The organism is Arthrobacter sp. W4I7 (assembly GCF_030816215.1).
GTDB classification, from domain to species: domain Bacteria; phylum Actinomycetota; class Actinomycetes; order Actinomycetales; family Micrococcaceae; genus Arthrobacter; species Arthrobacter siccitolerans_A.
Window position 1 is genome coordinate 18,955 of record NZ_JAUSXU010000001.1, and the last position, 18,502, is coordinate 37,456.

General features: G+C 65.5%; 13 protein-coding genes and 3 pseudogenes. 10 read left to right on the forward strand and 6 right to left on the reverse strand.

Translation table 11 applies throughout. From position 1 onward, the window contains the following. Window positions 1–208 precede the first annotated feature (208 nt). On the forward strand, window positions 209–1,027 hold the full coding sequence (locus tag QF047_RS00060; protein ID WP_307272553.1) for an endonuclease domain-containing protein: 819 nt from the start codon (window positions 209–211) through the stop codon (window positions 1,025–1,027). 157 nt (window positions 1,028–1,184) lie between these two features. Here the strand turns inward: QF047_RS00060 and QF047_RS00065 are convergent, their stop codons facing one another. The 4 genes from QF047_RS00065 to QF047_RS00080 all read right to left on the reverse strand — a co-directional run bounded on the left by QF047_RS00065 (window position 1,185) and on the right by QF047_RS00080 (window position 6,626). Further along, window positions 1,185–2,177 (reverse strand): hypothetical protein, encoded by a 993-nt coding sequence (locus QF047_RS00065; RefSeq protein ID WP_307281662.1) that lies wholly within the window; start codon window positions 2,175–2,177, stop codon window positions 1,185–1,187. 69 nt (window positions 2,178–2,246) lie between these two features. Next, window positions 2,247–3,983, reverse strand: a complete 1,737-nt coding sequence (locus tag QF047_RS00070; RefSeq protein WP_307272555.1) for a helicase HerA-like domain-containing protein — start codon at window positions 3,981–3,983, stop codon at window positions 2,247–2,249. A gap of 48 nt (window positions 3,984–4,031) precedes the next feature. Beyond that, complete coding sequence (locus QF047_RS00075; protein WP_307281665.1) at window positions 4,032–4,502, reverse strand: GNAT family N-acetyltransferase; 471 nt, start codon at window positions 4,500–4,502, stop codon at window positions 4,032–4,034. Window positions 4,503–4,658: 156 nt separating this feature from the next. After that, window positions 4,659–6,626, reverse strand: a complete 1,968-nt coding sequence (locus tag QF047_RS00080) for an FAD/NAD(P)-binding domain-containing protein (RefSeq protein ID WP_307272557.1) — start codon at window positions 6,624–6,626, stop codon at window positions 4,659–4,661. Between the two features lie 264 nt (window positions 6,627–6,890). Between QF047_RS00080 and QF047_RS00085 the strand changes: the two are divergent. From QF047_RS00085 to QF047_RS00125, 9 genes and pseudogenes are all read left to right on the forward strand, one after another. Continuing rightward, window positions 6,891–8,010, forward strand: a pseudogene (locus QF047_RS00085) (amino acid ABC transporter permease). Further along, entirely contained in the window at window positions 8,007–8,840 is an 834-nt protein-coding gene (locus tag QF047_RS00090; protein ID WP_307272559.1) for an amino acid ABC transporter ATP-binding protein, read from the forward strand. The pseudogene QF047_RS00085 and the gene QF047_RS00090 overlap by 4 nt, the downstream one beginning before the upstream one ends. 11 nt (window positions 8,841–8,851) lie before the next feature. Next, complete coding sequence (locus QF047_RS00095) at window positions 8,852–9,907, forward strand: transporter substrate-binding domain-containing protein (RefSeq protein ID WP_307272561.1); 1,056 nt, start codon at window positions 8,852–8,854, stop codon at window positions 9,905–9,907. Continuing rightward, window positions 9,904–11,022 carry an LLM class flavin-dependent oxidoreductase gene (locus QF047_RS00100; protein WP_307272564.1) on the forward strand — a complete coding sequence of 373 codons (1,119 nt, stop codon included), beginning with the start codon at window positions 9,904–9,906 and terminating at the stop codon, window positions 11,020–11,022. The genes QF047_RS00095 and QF047_RS00100 overlap by 4 nt, the downstream gene beginning before the upstream one ends. Then, a complete protein-coding gene (locus tag QF047_RS00105) occupies window positions 11,006–11,839 on the forward strand; it encodes a DUF1684 domain-containing protein (protein WP_307272567.1) in 834 nt (277 codons plus the stop codon). Before QF047_RS00100 ends, QF047_RS00105 begins: the two co-directional genes overlap by 17 nt. Further along, a pseudogene (locus tag QF047_RS00110) lies at window positions 11,836–12,919 on the forward strand (LLM class flavin-dependent oxidoreductase). The gene QF047_RS00105 and the pseudogene QF047_RS00110 overlap by 4 nt, the downstream one beginning before the upstream one ends. Before the next feature lie 10 nt (window positions 12,920–12,929). Then, a complete protein-coding gene (locus QF047_RS00115) occupies window positions 12,930–14,306 on the forward strand; it encodes an NtaA/DmoA family FMN-dependent monooxygenase (RefSeq protein WP_307272570.1) in 1,377 nt (458 codons plus the stop codon). Further along, entirely contained in the window at window positions 14,303–14,461 is a 159-nt protein-coding gene (locus QF047_RS00120) for a hypothetical protein (RefSeq protein ID WP_307272572.1), read from the forward strand. Before QF047_RS00115 ends, QF047_RS00120 begins: the two co-directional genes overlap by 4 nt. Before the next feature lie 401 nt (window positions 14,462–14,862). Then, window positions 14,863–16,024, forward strand: a pseudogene (locus QF047_RS00125) (globin domain-containing protein). Between the two features lie 399 nt (window positions 16,025–16,423). Here the strand turns inward: QF047_RS00125 and QF047_RS00130 are convergent. Continuing rightward, window positions 16,424–17,071: an SDR family NAD(P)-dependent oxidoreductase gene (locus QF047_RS00130; protein ID WP_307272575.1), complete on the reverse strand. Its 648-nt coding sequence runs from the start codon at window positions 17,069–17,071 to the stop codon at window positions 16,424–16,426. A 119-nt stretch (window positions 17,072–17,190) separates the two neighbouring features. Continuing rightward, the gene (locus tag QF047_RS00135; RefSeq protein ID WP_307272576.1) at window positions 17,191–18,483 is read right to left on the reverse strand and encodes an MFS transporter; all 1,293 of its coding nucleotides are present in this window, start codon (window positions 18,481–18,483) and stop codon (window positions 17,191–17,193) included. Window positions 18,484–18,502 lie beyond the last annotated feature (19 nt).

An 18,502-nucleotide genomic window follows, 5' to 3' on the forward strand; every position in this document is an offset into this window, starting at 1 on the left:
GGCTGCTGCCCGTGACTAAAGCGTCACGGGCGGCAGCCTTTTGGCGTAGTGCCGCTTGTAAGGCCTGATTTAGCGGGGCCTCAGGCCCTGAGCAGGCCCAAAAGGATGCCTACAGTGACACGGCTGGCGGCTTGGGCCGGAGTCCTCAATATCCACATACAGCAGTTCGCCACTGCCGAACACTTGCGGATGCAGCCACCATGGCCACATGGAAATCTCACAGGCTTTGGAGCATTGCGGCGGGGCTGCTCGCCGGCCCGCGCTCGCCCGGCTTGGTGTGGATGATGCAGCCCTTCGCCGGGCTGTCCGCGGTGGGCTTTTGCAGCCAGAACGCGGACTCTATGCGCTTCCGACGGCGCCCGCCGGGCTGGTCACGGTGCTGCGGAACCGGGAACTGCTGACATGCTCCAGCGCTGCAGCACACTACAGCCTCTGGTGCCTCTCGTCTGTGGGACCCCGGCACGTGTATCACCGGAGGGAAGCGGCTGTCAGGGGCGAGGCTATCCACCACGCCGGACTGCTGCTTCCGCCTTGCGCAAACCGTCCTGTTGCAGCCCTTGCCGATGTTCTCATACACGCCCTTCGGTGCCTGCCGTTCGCCGAGTCCTTGGTCATGGTGGAGTGCGCTGTTGCCCGAGGGGATATGACTGTTGAGTTCCTTCGCCAGCGGCTTCCGGGCCGGCGCAACGGTAAGGCGCGGGCGGTCCTGCATTGGATTGACCGAGGCGCGGACTCCCTCCTCGAAACGCTGGCACGGACGTACTTCCGTCAGGCGGGAATCACTGTTCAACCCCAGGTTTACCTGGAGCGGGTGGGGTACGTTGACCTACTGCTGAACGGCTGGCTGGTGGTTGAGCTGGATGGCAGGCACCACGCCGACTGGAAGCAGGTTAAGAAGGACCACCGGCGGAACAATGAATCCGTGGTCCAGGGATACACGGCACTCCGGTACTACTACTCGGATGTGGTGCATCGGCCCAAAGCCATGGTTGATGAAGTTTTGGCGGTGCTCGGCCGGCGGCGTTAGCAGCTGTGCGTCACCGGGAGCACGGTTTTGAAGCACCCAGTGAAAGGAAACCCCTGATTTCCGGGGGCGGTTCCAGGTAGAAGGCTAAAAGCGGGCCCCGCGTGACGCCCCATGCCCAGAGAACGGGTGAATTGGAACCAGCCTCGGGAAGGAAGGCCTAGAAGCTCAGGAGCGGCGTGACCTTGATGGCATCCCCGGAGACGTCCAGCCGGGTGGTGAAGCTGAAGTCCACCTCTTCGTCCAAGGGATACCAGGCTCCGGTGAACAGGTTCTGCTGGAGGGCCTCCACCTTGGCCTTGCCGTCCAGCGGCGCCACCACCCAGCGCCCGTCGAACGGTTCAATGGAGACGTTGGGGTATTCCGTGACGGACCACTTGATGCTGCCGTCCTGGACCCGGTTGTTGCTGGCGTAGTAGAAGGGGCAATCCGGCTGGAGCTTCTGCTCCTTGACCGCCTGGGCAGCGCAGCCGTCCAGGAATTCCCTGACCTTCGCGGCCACGTCCTTCTTCAGGTCGTCCGTGGCCTGGGTCAGCAGGTTGAGCGGGGCCACCGGGGCGTCGCGGGCAGTAACGGTGGCGCGGGTGGCGGAAGCAGAGAAGTACTCACCGTTCACCGTGGCCTCGTACTCGCCCGGATAAAAGACCGCGAACGAGTTCCGGCCGTTGGGCATGTTCACGTCCACGCCGTTGACGGTGGCCGTGGGTGAGTTGACCACCGAGACGTCAACAGTGGGCAGCCGGGACGGGACAAACGCCCACGTGTTGAAGAAGATCCACTCGGTTCCGCTTTTCTGCAGCTGGAAATCCGTGCGGAGGCGGCTGCCGTCAATGGTGTATTCCATGGGTACCGTCACCTGGCCGCCCGGGCGTTCCTCGGCCTCGCCGATGTTCACGTTGGCAATGCGGGAAGCGGCGGTCTGGAGCGCCGTGCCGTCCAGCAGGGCGGCGTTGCTCGGCGGTACCGTGGCCCGCAGGAGCCCCAGCGCCTTGCCGCCGTCGCCACTTCGCAGCGCGTCCAAATACTCACGCACCGGCTGCTGCGGACTGGCCACAGTGTTGTTCACCAGGTTCACGGCAACAATGGCAGCGGCCACGGCAAGCATGAGGCCCAGCAGCCATCCGGCCGCTATCCTCACCAACGCTTGACTCATCTGCACGTTCAATACGTTACCTGCCCCGCGCCCGACGACGGCAGTTGAGTCAGCCGGCTGCGGTACCTCTCAGCGGCGGCGGCGCCGGGACGACGTGCCGAAAACACCCCGAAGGAGCTCACGTCCCAGCTGCGTTCCGATAGACCTGGCCATGCTCTTTAGCCCGCCTCCGAGTGCCCCGCCAAGCACACCGCCGAGGTCGCCCATCATCCCGTCCCCGCCCGCGTTCTGGGAACGGGACTGCTGCCGGGAAACCTCCGGCGCTTCATCCCGGGTGCGGGGCGCACTGGTCCTGGTGGAAGGTGCCGGCCTGCTGCTGGGCCGGCCAAGAATCTCCTCTTCAATGCGGCGGGCCTCGGCATCAACGTCCAGACCGCCGCCGGCACCGGCGTCGGGACCGCTTGCTTCCGGAACAGGCGGCTGGCCGGGAGCGGCGGGCCCGGTGGAAGCCGCCGCCTTGCCCTTGAGCTTCTCGTAGGCCGAGGGGTTGTCCACCGCCGTCCCGTACTTTCCCAGCAACGCGGACCCGGCCACCGTGCTGCGAACCAGGTCCTCGGCGCTGGGCCCCATCAGGGATTCGGGGGCGCGCAGCCTTGTGAGCGCCACCGGAGTGGGAGCGCCCTTCTCGTTCATCACGGTGACGACGGCCTCACCAATGCCCGCAGAGGTGAGCGTCTCTTCGAGGTCGTAGTCGCTGACCGGGAACGTGGAAACCGTCGCCTTAAGTGCCTTTGCGTCCTCCGGAGTGAAGGCACGCAGGGCATGCTGCACCCGGTTGGCCAGCTGCCCCAGTACATCAGCAGGGAGGTCCTTGGGGGTCTGGGTGACGAAGAAGATGCCTACGCCCTTGGACCGGATGAGCCGGACGGTGGTGGTGATCGCCGCCAGGAATGCCTTTGAGGCGCCGTTGAACAGGAGGTGGGCCTCGTCAAGGAAGAACACCAGCTTGGGTTTATCAAGGTCGCCGGCCTCGGGCAGGTCCTCGAAGAGGTCGGCGAGCAGCCACATCAGGAAGGTGGAGAACAGCATGGGCTTGGTCTGCAGGGTGGGCAGTTCCAGGCAGGTGACCACGCCGCGGCCGTCCGGGGCGGTGCGCAGCAACTCGGCGGTATCGAACTCCGGTTCGCCGAAGAACTTTTCCAGCCCCTGGGCCTCAAGGTTCACCAGTTCGCGCAGGATCACGCCCGCGGTGGCCTTGGACAGCCCGCCGAGCTCTTCCAGCTGGTCCTTGCCCTCGTCCGAGGTCAGGAACTGGATAACGGCCCGCAGGTCCTTCAGGTCGATCAGTTCCAGGCCGTTTTTGTCCGCGAAGTAGAACACCAGTTGCAGGCTTGATTCCTGGGTGTCGTTCAGCTCCATGATGCGCGAGAGCAGGATGGGCCCGAAGGAGGACACCGTTGCCCGGACCGGAATGCCGTTGCCGTCCCCGCCCAGGGCGAGGAATTCCACGGGGTAGGTCCTGCCCTGCCACGCTTGCCCGATGCTTTCCGTGCGGGCCTTGAGTTTGTCACTTCCGGCGGCGGCGGTGGCGAGCCCGGACAGGTCGCCCTTGATGTCCGCGAGGAAGACGGGCACACCGGCATTGGACAGCTGTTCCGCCATCATGTGCAGCGTGACGGTTTTGCCGGTGCCGGTGGCACCGGCCACCAGGCCGTGCCGGTTCATCATGGCCAACGGCAGCCGGACCTGCGCCTCCTTGTGGAGCTCGCCGTCCACGATGGCGGCGCCCAGCTCGATGGCGGCCCCTTCCAGCGTGTACCCCTTCTGGATGGTGGCAAGCTTCTCTGCTGTGGTTTTGTTGGCCATTCGGCTAGCTTAGCCGCGGCTCCGCGCGACGTGTGGGCGGGACCACACTCAGTTCTGCAGGTGTCCGGAAAGGTCCTTGGTGAAGGCGAGGAACTTGATCGTTTCCGGGTCGGCGTCCAGGTCGAATTGCGGCTCGTAACCGGTGGTAAGGTAAAGGTGCTTGGCTTCGGGCTGGCGTGGACCGGTGGTGAGGTAGAGCCGGGTGTACCCGCGGCGCACTGCCAACGCTTCCAGCTCGGCCAGCACCAGCCGGGCCAGGCCGCGGCGGCGGTGGGCCGAGTGTGTCCAGATCCGCTTCAACTCGGCGGTGGCGTCGTCGTACCGGCGGAAGGCTCCGCCGGCGATGGATTCGCCGTTCTCCTGGATCACCAGCAAGGCCCCGCCGGGTCCCGCGAACTCTTCGGCCGGGTAGCGGTTCAGTTCCTCTGCCGCTCCCTCCCGGCCGAACAGGTCGCCATAACGCGTGTCATACTCGACCGCCAGTTCGTCCAGCAGCGGCCGCACCCGGGGATCCTGCATCGGGAGGTTGAGGACCGTCAGGACATCCGGGTCAAGCGGCCGCGGCCGATTGGCAAGCGGCCCGCGCACAGCATCCAGGGGCTGGAGCCCAGCATTGAGGCGCTGGCCCGCGGTTTCTAAAGGCTCGCGCCTGAGGTCAGGTTCTGCGGTCACGGTTCAGTTCTTTCCGACGGCGGCTGGTTCTGTGGACAGTGTGGCGGATGGTTGTGCGGCGAGGCCACTGGCGGTGGTGAGGATGGTGCGGGCCAGGGCGTCATTTTCGCGGAAGGGCGCGGCGTTGGTGCCCGGCCGGGCGAACGCGCCCGCGCCCCAGCCGGAGGTGCCCGGGCCCACGCCGAACAGTGCAGGCTGCGGCACCCCTTCGGGGTTCACCAGCTGGTGCCCGGACGAGATCAGGAGTTTGCCGGTGGAATGGATCCCGTCGGCGGTCAGCAGCTGTTGCTCAGTGCCCAGGCCCGTTTTGTGCAGGGATTCAAGCAGCGGGTTGAGTGAGCGCGCCACCGTGGGTGACGGCAGGCGGGCTTCGATCAGTGCCTTCGCTGCTACGGACGTACCGGACTGGAGCGAGCTGCCGTGGAAGAGGCCTGTGGACTCGTCCGTGGTCACCTCAAGGTCCGGGCCGAGGAACTGGAGCAGTCCGGCGCGGTGCAGTGCAAGCATTTGGCGCAGGCGGTGCGGCGGCGGTCCCGAGTCCACAAAACTGAAGAACCCGTGCCACCAGCCGTGGACCGTCTGCTGCGACCTGGAGTTGAGGCGCTCCGGCGGGACCACGCGGCCCACTTCCATGTAGACGTGCAGCAGGGCCAGGAAAAGGGCCAGGGTTTCGGGGTGGTCGGGGCTGTCCCGGAGGGCAAGATCGTGCTCGATGTATCCAACCACCGCATCCTGCACCTCCTGATGGCCGGCAAAGCGGTGGCCGGCGAAGGGGCGGTCCAGCCGCTCCAGGTCGAGGTGCAGGCCAGCGTCCGGAACGGCAGCGGCGACGAGTTCCTCCCGGGCGGGGCTGTACCAGTCCAGGCCGGAGTACCGGGCGGCGAATTCGTCCCAGTCCATGGCGGCGCGGGCGGGGTTGCCGGTCAGCAGCTCACGGTAATAGCCGTACCCGGCCTCCTTGGCGATCAGCGGCCACAGGTCCCGGTGGAAATCCAGTTCTCCGTGCTGCGCCAGCAGGGCCTCCACGGCGGCCGGGGTGAGGAACCGCAGCGGGCCGGGTGCCTCGCCCCGCAGCGTTGCTGAAATCTTCGAATGGTACGGCACTCCCCGGCGCGAACCGGCCCACAGCTTCGGTTCCCGGCCGGAGGGAAGGTAGCGAAGCACGCCGTCGGACGTTTCAACGAACCGCCCGCCCCGGCCCTCCATCAGGAGGACCAGCAGGTCAACGAAGGCCAGGCCCATGCCGGCGACAATGACGTCCTGGCCGGGCGCGATGGGTGAGTAGTCGACGTCGGTGGTGTAGCTGGGTGCCGCGTGGTAGCCGCCGTGCCGCCCGGCGAAGTCGGTCCAGGCGTCCGAGGCGGCGCCCGGACGGGAGTCGGTGTGGCCCAGGGCAGTGACGACGACGTCGGCCCGCAGGGTCCGGCCGTTGGCCAGCTCCACAAGGTAGGCGGAGGGACTGGCGGCGGTTTCAGCTTCGGGCTCGCGGACCTGCCTGACGCCCACCGCCGTGGTCCGGTGGACCATAACGTCGCGCCCCAGGGACCGTGCTGCCCGCCGGAAGAACCACTCCAGGTACTGGCTTTGCAGCTGGCGGGTAGGGAACGTGGCGCCGGTGAGCGAGCGGAGCTGTTCGCGCAGGGCGCTGGGAAAGTCCGGAACATCCGTGATGGACCCGTCCACCACGCCCGCGGCCCATTCGGCCAGGTTCGGTCCCTGGCTGGCCGGGCCCTCGCAGGCCACGGAAGCATCGGTGTACATGGTGATGTCCGCTGCCATGGAATTGAGCAGGAGGCCGGGGTGCTGGTCATAGCGCCAGATGCGGCCCGAGCCCGGAACGTGCGGCTCCACGACGTGGATCTCCAGCGGGCCGCTGAAGAGATCCGGACGGTTCGCGGCGAGCCGCTCCAGCACTCCGGCCGTGCGGGGTCCGCCGCCGACGAAGACGACGGCCGGGATGTTCGCTGGCATGGGTGCTCCTGGTAGCGGCGGTTGGGGGTGGCTGGAGTGCCCATGCTAGGCAGCGATTCCAACGGCGGTCGAGCGCCTGGTCACGGCCGTTAACTCCGCGTCACATCCCGTCAAGGGACGCAAAAAACCGACTCATGACGCTGTGCGAACTCCGGTGAAGTTATGCAACTTGCCGCCTTGCTGCCCCATTCCGGCCGGTCCTAGATTTGCAGCCAGCAACCGGGTCAAACAGTCCCGGCCCAAACCAGAGAAGCGAGGTGGCGCATGAGTTCAGCAGCAACTACGGCGGCGCAGTCAACAACGTCAGCACAGTCAGCTGCCGGTGCGGCACCGGACGCCGTTGCTGGCCGGCCCGCTGCCGGCGGCGTTACAACAGACGCCGCAACGGCAGAGACCGTTACCCCGGGGACGGATGCTTCGGGTACCGGCGGGTTCCCGCCGGAAAACCGGAGCGCCCGGGTGGCCACCGATTACTCCGCCTACCGTGTGGTGGCCGCGAAGCATCCCTGGCGCTGGGTGGGTACAGCATTTGTGGCCCTCGGCGTCCTGGCAGTCGCATGGTCCCTTGCCACCAACCCCCGCTGGGAGTGGGGCGTGGTGGCGCAGTGGTTCACGGCGCAGTCCGTCATCAACGGATTGCTTGAGACCCTGAAGCTGACCGCGATCTCAGGCATCCTCGGCTTCGTCCTGGGGTTCATCCTGGCGCTGATGCGGCTGTCCGCATCGCCGCTGCTGGTCTCGGTGTCCTGGACCTTCTCCTGGATCTTCCGGTCCACGCCGCTGCTGGTCCAGATGCTCCTTTGGTACAACCTGGGCTACCTGTACGAAAAGATCTCCCTGGGCATCCCGTTCACCGACGTCGCGGTTCTTCGAGGTGCAGACCACTACGCTGATCAGCCAGTTTGCAGCCGCAGTGCTGGGCCTGACCCTGAACCAGGCCGCCTACTCCGCCGAAATCATCCGTGGCGGCATCCTCTCCGTGGACCAGGGCCAGCTGGAAGCCGCGGCCGCACTGGGCATCCCGGCCTGGCGCAGGTCCACCCGGATCGTCCTGCCGCAGGCCATGCGGGCCATCCTGCCCACCGCGTTCAACGAGATCATCGGCCTCGTGAAGGGCACCTCCATCGTGTACGTCCTGGCCTACTCCGAGCTGTTCTACACGGTGCAGGTCATCTACAACCGTACGCAGCAGGTCCTGCCGCTGCTGCTGGTGGCCACCCTCTGGTACGTGGTGATCACCTCGGTCCTCAGCGTCTTCCAGTACTACATCGAACGGCACTACTCAAAGGGCGCGGTGCGTAACCTGCCGCTGACGCCCCTTCAGAAGGCCCGCAAATTCTTCGCCACCCACGCCGTGGTCAACAACGCAAGGAACGCCCGATGAGCACCGCAAACCCTACTGCCCAAGCAACTGCCGCCACACCGGCCCCCGCCACCCGCGGCCTGGTCGAAATCACCAAGGTCCACAAGTCCTTCGGGGCCACAGAGGTCCTCAAGGGCGTCAGCCTCACGGTGGAACCGGGCGGCGTGGCCGTCATTGTGGGTCCGTCCGGCTCGGGCAAGTCCACCCTGCTGCGCACCATCAACCACCTGGAAAAGGTGGACGGCGGCTACATCTCCATTGACGGCAGGCGGGTGGGCTACGAAGTCCGCGGCCAGCGGCTCCACGAGCTGCGCGAAAAGGACATCCTCAAGCAACGCACCGAAATCGGCATGGTGTTCCAGAGCTTCAACCTGTTCCCGCACCTCACCGCACTCGAGAACGTGGTCGAAGCCCCCGTCGTCGCGCAGGGCCGCTCCAAGGAGGAGGCCCGGCGCCGCGGCCTCGAGCTGCTGGACCGGGTGGGCCTCAAGGACCGCGCGGACGCGTACCCGCGCCAGCTCTCCGGCGGCCAGCAGCAGCGCGTGGCCATCGCCCGCGCACTGGCACTGGACCCCAAGATCCTGCTGTTCGACGAGCCCACCTCGGCCCTGGACCCGGAGCTGGTCAACGAAGTGCTGGACGTCATCCGCGAACTCGCGAAATCCGGCACCACGCTGATCATCGTCACCCACGAGATGGGCTTCGCCCGCGACGTGGCGGACACCGTGGTGTTTATGGACCAGGGGCAGATCGTGGAACAGGGCACCCCCGAACAGATTTTCACCAACCCGCAGGAACCGCGCACCCGGAGCTTCTTCTCCAAAGTGCTCGAGCCGGCTTTCAACATCTAAAGGATTCCCCCATGGCACTTCCCACCGGCCCTTCCCGCCGCCCACGCCGCGCCCGCTCCATCACGGTGCTGCCCGCCGTCGTACTTCTTGGCACTGCTGCGCTCGCAGGCTGCTCTGATCCCGGCGCCACCGCCGCAGCTTCCGGCGGAGCTGAGACGACGGCGGCACGCAACGGCGTCGTCTACAACACCTCGCCCGACCAGCAGCGCATCCGCGCGGAGAAGGATGCGGCGCTCGCCGCCAAGGTTCCCGGGCTGATCGGCAAGGACGGCAAGCTGACCATCGCCACCACCGCCGGTTCCATCCCGCTGACCTTCCACGCCACCGACGACAAGACGCCCATCGGCTCAGAGCTGGATATCGCGCAGCTGGTGGCGGACAAGCTGGGCCTCGAGCTGGACGTCCAGGTGACGTCCTGGGAGAACTGGCCGCTGAAGACCCAGTCGGGCGACTTCGAGGCTGTGTTCTCCAACGTGGGCGTGAACAAGGACAGGGTGAAGCTGTTCGACTTCGCCAGCTACCGGGCTGCCTTCATGGGCTTTGAGGCCAAGAAATCCGCCACCTACGACATCAAGGGCGCGGACGACATCTCCGGCCTGAAGGTGTCCGTGGGGTCCGGAACCAACCAGGAAAAGATCCTGCTGGCATGGAACAAGGAGCTCGAGGGCAAGGGCAAAGCGCCGGCCACCCTGCAGTACTACTCCTCCGACGCCGACACCATCCTGGCACTCTCCTCCGGCCGCACCGACCTGAACATCGCACCCTACCCGTCCACCGTGTACCGGGAAAACACCCGCGACGACCTGAAAGTGGTGGGCAAGGTCAACGCCGGCTGGCCGTCCGAAACCCTCGTGGCTGCCACTACCCTGCGGGGCAACGGCCTGGCACCCGTGATCACCGAGGCCCTGAACTCAGTCATCAAGGACGGCTCGTACGGGGAGGTGCTCGAGCGCTGGGGCCTGTCCGAGGAGGCCCTGCCGGAGTCCAAGACCATCACTGAGGAAAGCTTCGCGGCTTCCCAGGCTGCCCCCACGGCCACGCCGTCGGCGTCAGGAAAGACCTCATGAAGTTCCAGGTCCTGGACATCATCCCGCACCTGAAGAACCCGGTGACGGGGGAGATTGTCTCCACGGCGGACCGGCTCAACCAGGTGGTGGAGACCGCGCGCCGGGCCGAGGAGCTCGGCTACGACAGCTTTTCTGTGGGGGAGCGGCACGCGGGGGAGTTCATCTCCTCATCGCCCACCACGGTGCTGGCGGCCATCGCGGCGGTCACGGACAGGATCCGGCTGCAAAGCGGCGTCACGGTCCTCTCCGTCCTTGACCCCGTGCGGGTGGCCGAGGACTACGCCACCATCGACCAGCTGAGCCGCGGCCGGCTGGAACTGGTGATCGGTAAGGGCAACGAGGTGCTGCAGTACCCGCTCTTCGGGTTGGACCTGGCGGACCAGTGGGACCTGCTGGCCGAAAAGTACGAACTGCTCCGCCGGCTCTGGCGCGAGGAGGGTGTCACCTGGTCCGGCCGCTTCCGGTCTGCGCTGACGGAACCGACCACCACCACGCCCCGTCCCTTTGATGGTCCGCTCCGGATTTGGCACGGTTCTGCTACAACCTTGACGTCGGCCGCGCTGGCGGCAAAGTGGGGCGATCCGCTCTTTACGGCCAACGCCATCCAGCCGCGGGAGAACTACCACGTGCTGATCGAGCATTACCGGGAAGAGTATGCGCGGCACGGCCACGATCCCCGGCAGCAGTACCTCGGCTCGGGCAGCGGCGCCGGTGGTGTGTTCATCGCCGACACCACCCAGGAGGCCATCCGCCAGTTCGGCCCGGTCTACGAAGCGCTGACGGCCAACCGAAACGTGCCCGGCAACAACTCGCCCTTCCGGGACATCCAGCACGCCGTGGCTGAAGGTCCCGCCCTGGTGGGCAGCCCGGAACAGGTCATCGACAAGATCTTGAGCTACCACTCCCTGTACGGCCACGACCTGCAGTCCATTTCACTGCCCACCACCCTGCCGTTTGAACAGCAGCTGGACATCCTGGAGCGGTTTGCCCTGGAGGTCATCCCGGCTGTCCGGGCAGCTGCGCCCACCACGCTCTGGGAAGCCGAAGACCCCTACGGCAGCCGCCCCGAATCCGCCCACGCAACCAACAGGAGCGAAATTGCCTACGTCCACTGAGACCGCATTTGAAGCCTTCGAAGCCGACTGGCAGGAATGGCACGCAGCCCACGAACGCCACCGCGCCCACCCGCACGGCTTCCTGGCGGTGACCCACCTGCACTGGCTGGGCAGCGAAGCCACCCGGCTGGAAGGTGCCCCCGGCACCTGGAGCGTGGAGGCCGACGTCGTCCGCGTAGTCCTCGAACCGGGCGAAAGCCTGCATCGGGACGGCAAGGAGCTCAACACCGAAGGGGGCACCACGCTCACGCTCGGCCCCATCGAGGAGCGCGGCGGGATCAACCTCGCCTCCGGCGATACCGTGATTGAGCTGGCCAAGCGCGGCGGCGAGTACATTGTGCGGCCGCGGAATCCGGAGAACGGGCTGCTGCGCGATTACCAGGGCACGCCGGCCTACTCGCCGGATGCTGCGTACGCCGTCCGTGGAACCTTTGTTCCGTTCGAGGCGCCGCGGCCTACCACGGTGGGTGCCGCCGTCGAAGGCATCCAGCATGTGTACGAGGCGCCGGGCGAGATCCGCTTCAAGCTGGCCGGCCGGGAGCTGGCGCTGACAGCATTCAACGGGCACGCCCCGGGCTCGCTCTCCGTGCTGTTCACGGACCAGACCTCCGGCAGGACCACGTACGCGGCCAACCGCTCGTTGTCCGTGGTGCCCGCTGCGGACGGGTCCGTGGAGCTGGACTTCAACCGGGCCGTGAACCTTCCCTGCGCCTACACGGACCTCGCCACCTGCCCGCTGCCGCCGGCGGAAAACCGGCTGCCCGTGGCCATTGAGGCCGGCGAAAAGATTCCCTACGAACGTCAGGACCAGCAGTGAGCACCTCTGAAACACCCGTGCCTTCAACAAGCCCGGCAGGGTTCCTTGCCATCGAGCTCGACGGCGCCGGCTGGGACGGCGGGGACTTCGCGAGCCTCGGCGAAGCCATCCTTGCAGCCGAGTCCGCCGGGTTCCACGCCGCCACCTTCAACCGACGCGCCGGTTCCGGGCCGCACCAATGCGCTGCAGCGCGCGGCCTTCGCCGGGCCGGTGACGCGCACCATCGCCCTGGTCCCCGAAGTGGACACCGTCTACACCGAACCGTTCCACGTCTCCACCCAGCTGGCGAGCCTGGACTATGTTTCCGGCGGCCGGGCGGGGTGGATCGCCACGGCAGCGGAATCACCCGAGGCGGCTGCCGCCGTCGGACGTTCTTCAGTTGGCGGTGAGGTGCTCGCGCAGGAAGCCGCGGCGTCCATCGAGGTGTCCCGGAGGCTGTGGGACTCGTGGGAGGACGACGCCGTGATCCGCGACGTCACCACTGGCCGCTACATCGACGTGGACAAGCTGCATTATGCGGACTTCGAAACTCCGGCAAATTTCGCTGGCCCCGCATACTCGGTGAAGGGTCCGTCCATCATCCCGAGGCCGCTGCAGGGACAGCTGCCGGTCCTTGCCGCTGCGTCGCTGGTGGGCGAGGGACAGATTCCGGCGGATGCCGTTGACGCTGTACTGGTCACCGCGCCGACGCCCGAACTGCTCGCCGCCGAGGTGCGCGACGTGCGTGCTCGGGTTGGTGCGTCCGTGGCAGTGATCGCCGAGCTCGACGTAATCCTGGACTCCCGCGGGCAGGCTGCGGCTGAGCGTTCTTCCGGGTTCGACGGCGGCCGCGCACACTATGCCGGCACGGCTGAAGGCCTCACGGACTTCCTGGGATCGCTCCTGCAGGAGGCCGACGGCGTGCGCCTCCACCCGGCGTCGCTCTCCTTGGAGCTGGACGAGCTTTCCCGGCTGGTGCTGCCGGAGCTTCGGCGCAGGGGCGTGCTCCGGCCGCCTGTGCAGGACGGAACCTTCCGTGACCTGCTGGGGCTGACGCGCCCGGCCAGCCGCTACGCAGCCGCCGCGGGCGCCGAAAAGTAAGGGAAAAACCATGACCCAGCACAACCGTGCCCAATTCGAGGCCTTTACGCCATCGGGCAAGATCCAGTTCGGTATCTTCTTCCAGGGCGTGAACTCCGGCACCATATGGAAGGCCGCAGAATCCGGCTCGCAGACCGACTTCGAGTCCTTCCGCCGCCTAGCCCAGACCGCCGAGCGCGGGCTCTTCGCAGCCTTCTTCCTGGGCGAAGGACTGCGCCTGCGTGAACACCTGGGCCGCCCGCACGCACTGGATGTGGTGGGCCGTCCGGACGCGCAGACGATGCTTGCCGCCCTCGCGTCGGTGACCAAAAACATCGGGCTGGTGGCAACCCAGAACACTACGTACAACGACCCCGCGGACCTGGCGCACCGGCTCTCGTCCCTTGACCTGATCTCGGGCGGCCGTGCGGCGTGGAACATCGTGACCACGGACAACGCCTGGACCGGGGCGAACTTCCGGCGCGGGGGTTACCTGGACCACGCCGACCGCTACAAGCACGCAGAAGCGTTCGTGGAAACGGCTAAGCGGATCTGGGATTCCTGGGAAACCGCGGCGGGGCCCGCTCGCCGGGTGCTCCATGAAGGACAGCACTACACGGTGGACGTCACGCCGCGCCTGCCCCGCAGTGCCCAGTACCGGCCCGTGCTCTTCCAGGCGGGCGACTCCCCGGAGGGCCGCAACTTTGCCGCCCGCCAGGCAGACGTCATCTTCTCAGCACACCCCAAGTTCGACGACGCCGTAGAGTTCCGCAAGGATCTGGTGGAGCGTTCGCTGGCGGCGGGCCGCGGTGCCAACGCCGTGCAGATCATGCCGGCCAGCGAATTCATCCTCGCACCGACGGCTGAAGAGGCCTTGGCGAAGAAGGAGTGGGTGCGGAGCCTGCAGATCGGCCCGCAGCAGGCCGTGGCGTACCTGGAGCAGTTCTGGGGCCGCGAACTGTCCGAATACGATCCCGACGGCCCGCTGCCGGAGATCGATCCTGTGGTGGAGGAGACCTCCGAGACGCGCGGCAGCGGATTCCACGGCGCCAAGGCCCGGCAGCTGGCGGACCAGTGGCGGGCGGAGGCCAAGGACAAGGGCCTGTCCATCCGCCAGTTCGTCACGTCGCGCACCGCTCGGGTGGACGCCACCTTCACCGGTTCCTACACGGCGGTGGCGGACCAGCTGGCCGAGTATGCCCGGGTGGGGGCAGTGGACGGGTTCAACATTTCGCCGTGGCTGGTTCCCAGCGGCCTGGACGACATCGTGAACCACCTGGTGCCGGAACTGCAGGAACGCGGCGTCTACCCCACGGAGTACGCGGGTAGCACGCTTCGCGAAAACCTTGGGCTGGAAACGCCCGTTCGTTCCATTGACGAGACTGCTGAGGCGGTCCGCGCATCATGAGCACGGACCGCCTCGGCGAGTGGCTGCGGCGCAGGTTTCGGACCTCGCGCCGCAGCTTTGTCGGAGTGTTCGACGGCGGCGGAATGAGTGCGGCCGTCGAGCCTTCTTTTGGGGCTGTCACGCTCCAGCTGACGGTGTGGGAGCAGCGGCTGTAGGTCCCAGGGCTTCGGATTGTCGCTTCCGTCACCGGCGCCGGAGGTGTCAGGTTGAAACTTAGGATGTTTGTGGTGATGTGCCTGGGAATCTTTGTTTCGACCCTATTCTGACGCCTTTGGGCCTGTAGCCTGACGTCAGGTTGGGGTGTGCCGCAAGCTGACGACCACTGAGCGCGACCAAGAGTTCTCCACATGGACAATGCCCAAACTAGCCCGCGGACGGAGAATCTATGCGCGCCAAGCATAGATATTCCGCGAGAGTTATGGATTACATCCTGCTGACACAGAGATTTGTGACCAACTTCTACAGCCTGTAGAACTAGGTATTGAATACATGCATTGCAAATGTCGGTATTCGACTAGGCCGGACGAAGGCTCCGGTCCCTATCTCAGGAGTTCCTATGCTGTCGGACAAATCCCGCCCGGTCATCGAGGCCACACTGCCGCTTGTTGGTTCACGTATCGGCGAAATTACGCCGAAGTTCTACCAGCGGCTTTTCGCCGCGCACCCCGAGCTCCTGGACGGCCTGTTCAGCCGTTCCAACCAGCGCTCTGGCAGCCAGCAGCAGGCGCTGGCAGGCAGCATCGCCGCCTTCGCCACTCACCTCGTCAACAACCCGGGAACTCTCCCCGAAACTGTCCTGTCGCGCATCGCGCACCGGCACGCTTCCCTGGGCATCACGGAGCCGCAGTATCAGGTGGTCTATGAGCACCTGTTCGCCGCAATCGCCGAAGACCTGGCAGAGGTCATCACATCCGAAATCGCGGAAGCGTGGACAGAGGTGTACTGGCTGATGGCGGACGCGTTGATCAAGCTCGAGAAGGCGCTTTACGCCGGGCAGGCCAACGACAGGATGTGGATGCCCTGGAGGGTAACCGCGAAAACTCCTGCTGGCGCTGGCTCCGTGACCTTCACTCTTGAGCCCGCAGACGACACCCCGGTAACGCCGGCGCTCCCGGGCCAGTACATCAGTGTCAAAGTGGTCCTGCCCGAAGGCCTCCGCAAGGTGCGCCAAATACTCCCTTTCGGGCGAGGCCGGGACAAGCCGGAGCTTCACCACCAAACTGGATGACGGAGGCGAAGTCTCCCCTGTCCTTCACAACAACGTTCAGGTGGGCGACGTCCTGGACATCTCCAACCCGTACGGCGAGATCACATTGAAGGAAGGCGACGGCCCGGTGGTGCTGGCATCCGCCGGCATCGGCTGCACCCCCACCGCATCAATCCTGCGGTCCATGGCTGAATCCGGTTCCGAGCGCCAGGTGCTGGTGCTCCACGCCGAGCGCACCCTGGACAGCTGGGCGCTGCGCAGCCAGATGACGGACGACGTTGAGCGCTTGGACGGAGCCGAACTGCAGCTGTGGCTGAAAGTGCCGGAAGCGGGTGCCAAGGAGGGCTACATGTCGCTGCGCGAAGTGGACCTTCCGGCCGACGCCTCCCTCTACCTCTGCGGCCCGCTGCCGTTTATGAAGAGTATCCGCAACGAGGCCATCAACGCCGGCATCCCGGCGACCCGGATCCACTACGAGGTGTTTGGTCCGGACATCTGGGTGGCGGGATAGAACCAGGCCTCGCCAGCATTCTCAACAACTGTTGATCCCCGCGCGAGGCGCTACCATCGGTTCATTCCCAAGGGTCGGACTCATCAAGGGTTTTCCGCTACCGCTTCTTTCCGCGCAACCCCCTGGGGCTGCCGGTGCCATTCAAACCTCGGCCCTAAAGGGCCACTGCTGCGAAATGCTGCGACGGCAACTTCGGCCCTCCAACGAAGCCCTCCTTTGCTGTGTCCGCTTCCTCAGCATTGGTGCACTGGCAGAACAGCTGGATTTGTTTCGCTAATACTGCAGCGAAGATGTGAACAAGGAGCCAGTGGATGCGGTTTACGTTTCATGAGGCCCGAGCATGCCCAGTGCTGTAGGCAATATCAGGACGATCTTCTTCACCGCCAGTGGGAGATGTTTCTAGTGAACTACCTCGTGCTGCCAATCAGCCGGTTTTTGCTGGTGCAGTCGCCAGTAGTGCTCTGCGATCTCGTCCGGATCGTATGGTCCGCCTGATGCTACGGGGCCTCCGGACACTGTCACCGTGGCGACGTGGACACCTTTGGGTCCGAGTTCGTGCCCAAGGATTTCGGCGAGTGCACGAAGGGCTGTCTTGCTGAGGGAGAGGCTGGTCAAGGCTGGGGAAGGCTTTGGCATGCCTCCTGTGAAGAGAATGGTGCCTCCTGTCGGAGCTGCCATCTTTTCGCCCAGCAGAACTGCTGCGCGCATACCGCCAAGGACATTGGTTTCCCAGCTTGCGAGCAGGCCCTCACGGCCGAGTTCTCCTGGTTTGTCCCTGCGAACGATTGCGGCGTTGTACACCAAGGCAGCCGGGACGCCGTGCTTCTGCTCAATGCGGGTGATGGCGTGTGCCAGTTGTTCCTCGTTGGCTGCGTCGGCGAGCTCTCCTATCACGTCGCATCCTGCTTCTGAGAGCTCGGTGATGATCGGCTGCAAGGTTTCCTGTTTCCGTGCGACTAAAGCCACAGAAAAGTTCTCTCGTGCAAACCGACGGGCGACTGCGGCCCCAATGCCGGGTCCTGCTCCAATAATGATGATGCTATTCATAATTCCAACCTAGGGATTCACGTCAATGTCAGGGTCGAGTAAGGAAGGCTGGCGGCGGTTAGTTTCACGGCTGCCACTGGCGGTTCTTCTCGTTGTGGGTGTGGGCGCTTTGAACCGGATCAGTGGGTCAGGTCCTTGCCCTTCGTTTGCGGAAGGGTGAACATGAACGTGATGCTGATGGCCAGCAGGAGCACCGCGTAGACGTTGAACAGGTTGGCCTGCCCGATGGAACCGAGCCAGGCCTGCAGGTAAGGTGCTGTGCCGCCGAAGGCTGCGACGCAGATGGAGTAGGGGACGCCGACGCCTACAGTGCGGATTTTGGTGGGGAACAGTTCGGCGTACACGGCCGGGACGATCGCGGTCGCTCCCGCGATGAAGAACAGCATCACGGACATGGTGACCGCCAGCTGCCAAGGTGAGTCCTTGAGCAGCCAGGTCATGGGGAAGTGGAACAGTGCGGCGCCGGCGGCGCTTATGATCAGGACCGGCTTTCGCCCGATGCGGTCGGACAACCTGCCCCAGAACGGCAGTGCGGCGATGAACAGCACGTTGGCGATCACGCTCGCCCACAGCGCCTCTCCTCGGTCCATTTTCAAAACTGATGCAGCATAGCTGGGCGTAACGACACCCCAGATGTAGTAGGCGACTGTGAGCCCGACGGTCACACCGATGACCTGGAGGGCCTGCTTGCGGTGCCGGTAGATCTGCGGCCACATCGGCTCGTGCTTTTCCTTGGGTGATTCGGCCTCGAAAGCAGCCGTTTCCTTCAGGCGCGCCCGCATGATCAGGGCGTAGATGCCCATGATGCCGCCAATCAGGAAGGGAATCCGCCAACCCCAAGCGTTCATGTCCGTCTTGCTCAGGACGTTGGTCAGGGTGGCGCCGAGCATGGTTCCGGCCAGGATGCCGACGGTGCCGGAGGTGTAAATCAGTGTTGCCCAGAGGCCACGCTTTTCCTTGGGTGCCATCTCGGAAAGGTAGGTCTGGGAGGACGGCAGCTCGCCACCGTGGGCAAGGCCCTGGATCAGACGGGCCACCAGGAGCAATACGGAGGCAAATGCCCCCACGGCTTCGAAGGTGGGTGCGATGCCGATCAGCAGGCTGCCGAGGGCAGCGAGTCCCACGGCGAACGTCATGGACGTTTTGCGGCCAACCCGGTCACCGATCCAGCCGAACACGAAGCCGCCGAACGGACGGGCCACGAAGCCGACGGCAAAGATCGCCAGGGTGGACAGGACCGCCGACGTCGGGTCCGCACTGCTGAACAGTGCGCCTGCAATGAAGGGCGAGAAAGTTGCGTAGATGGCCCAGTCGTACCACTCAACAGCGTTGCCTATGCCGGTGCCAACGAGGGTCCGCAGGCGGGACTTGTGAACCTGTGCGTCCAGTGGGACGCCTGTCGTTGTGGTCATTTTATGCTCCAGGAGGTGA

Coding starts and splice junctions, on each gene's coding strand:
- QF047_RS00060 (WP_307272553.1), top strand. CDS start 209: ATGGAAATCTCACAGGCTTTGGAGCATTGCGGCGGGGCTGCTCGCCGG.
- QF047_RS00065 (WP_307281662.1), bottom strand. CDS start 2,177: ATGAGTCAAGCGTTGGTGAGGATAGCGGCCGGATGGCTGCTGGGCCTC.
- QF047_RS00070 (WP_307272555.1), bottom strand. CDS start 3,983: ATGGCCAACAAAACCACAGCAGAGAAGCTTGCCACCATCCAGAAGGGG.
- QF047_RS00075 (WP_307281665.1), bottom strand. CDS start 4,502: ATGCAGGATCCCCGGGTGCGGCCGCTGCTGGACGAACTGGCGGTCGAG.
- QF047_RS00080 (WP_307272557.1), bottom strand. CDS start 6,626: ATGCCAGCGAACATCCCGGCCGTCGTCTTCGTCGGCGGCGGACCCCGC.
- QF047_RS00090 (WP_307272559.1), top strand. CDS start 8,007: ATGAGCACCGCAAACCCTACTGCCCAAGCAACTGCCGCCACACCGGCC.
- QF047_RS00095 (WP_307272561.1), top strand. CDS start 8,852: ATGGCACTTCCCACCGGCCCTTCCCGCCGCCCACGCCGCGCCCGCTCC.
- QF047_RS00100 (WP_307272564.1), top strand. CDS start 9,904: ATGAAGTTCCAGGTCCTGGACATCATCCCGCACCTGAAGAACCCGGTG.
- QF047_RS00115 (WP_307272570.1), top strand. CDS start 12,930: ATGACCCAGCACAACCGTGCCCAATTCGAGGCCTTTACGCCATCGGGC.
- QF047_RS00120 (WP_307272572.1), top strand. CDS start 14,303: ATGAGCACGGACCGCCTCGGCGAGTGGCTGCGGCGCAGGTTTCGGACC.
- QF047_RS00130 (WP_307272575.1), bottom strand. CDS start 17,071: ATGAATAGCATCATCATTATTGGAGCAGGACCCGGCATTGGGGCCGCA.
- QF047_RS00135 (WP_307272576.1), bottom strand. CDS start 18,483: ATGACCACAACGACAGGCGTCCCACTGGACGCACAGGTTCACAAGTCC.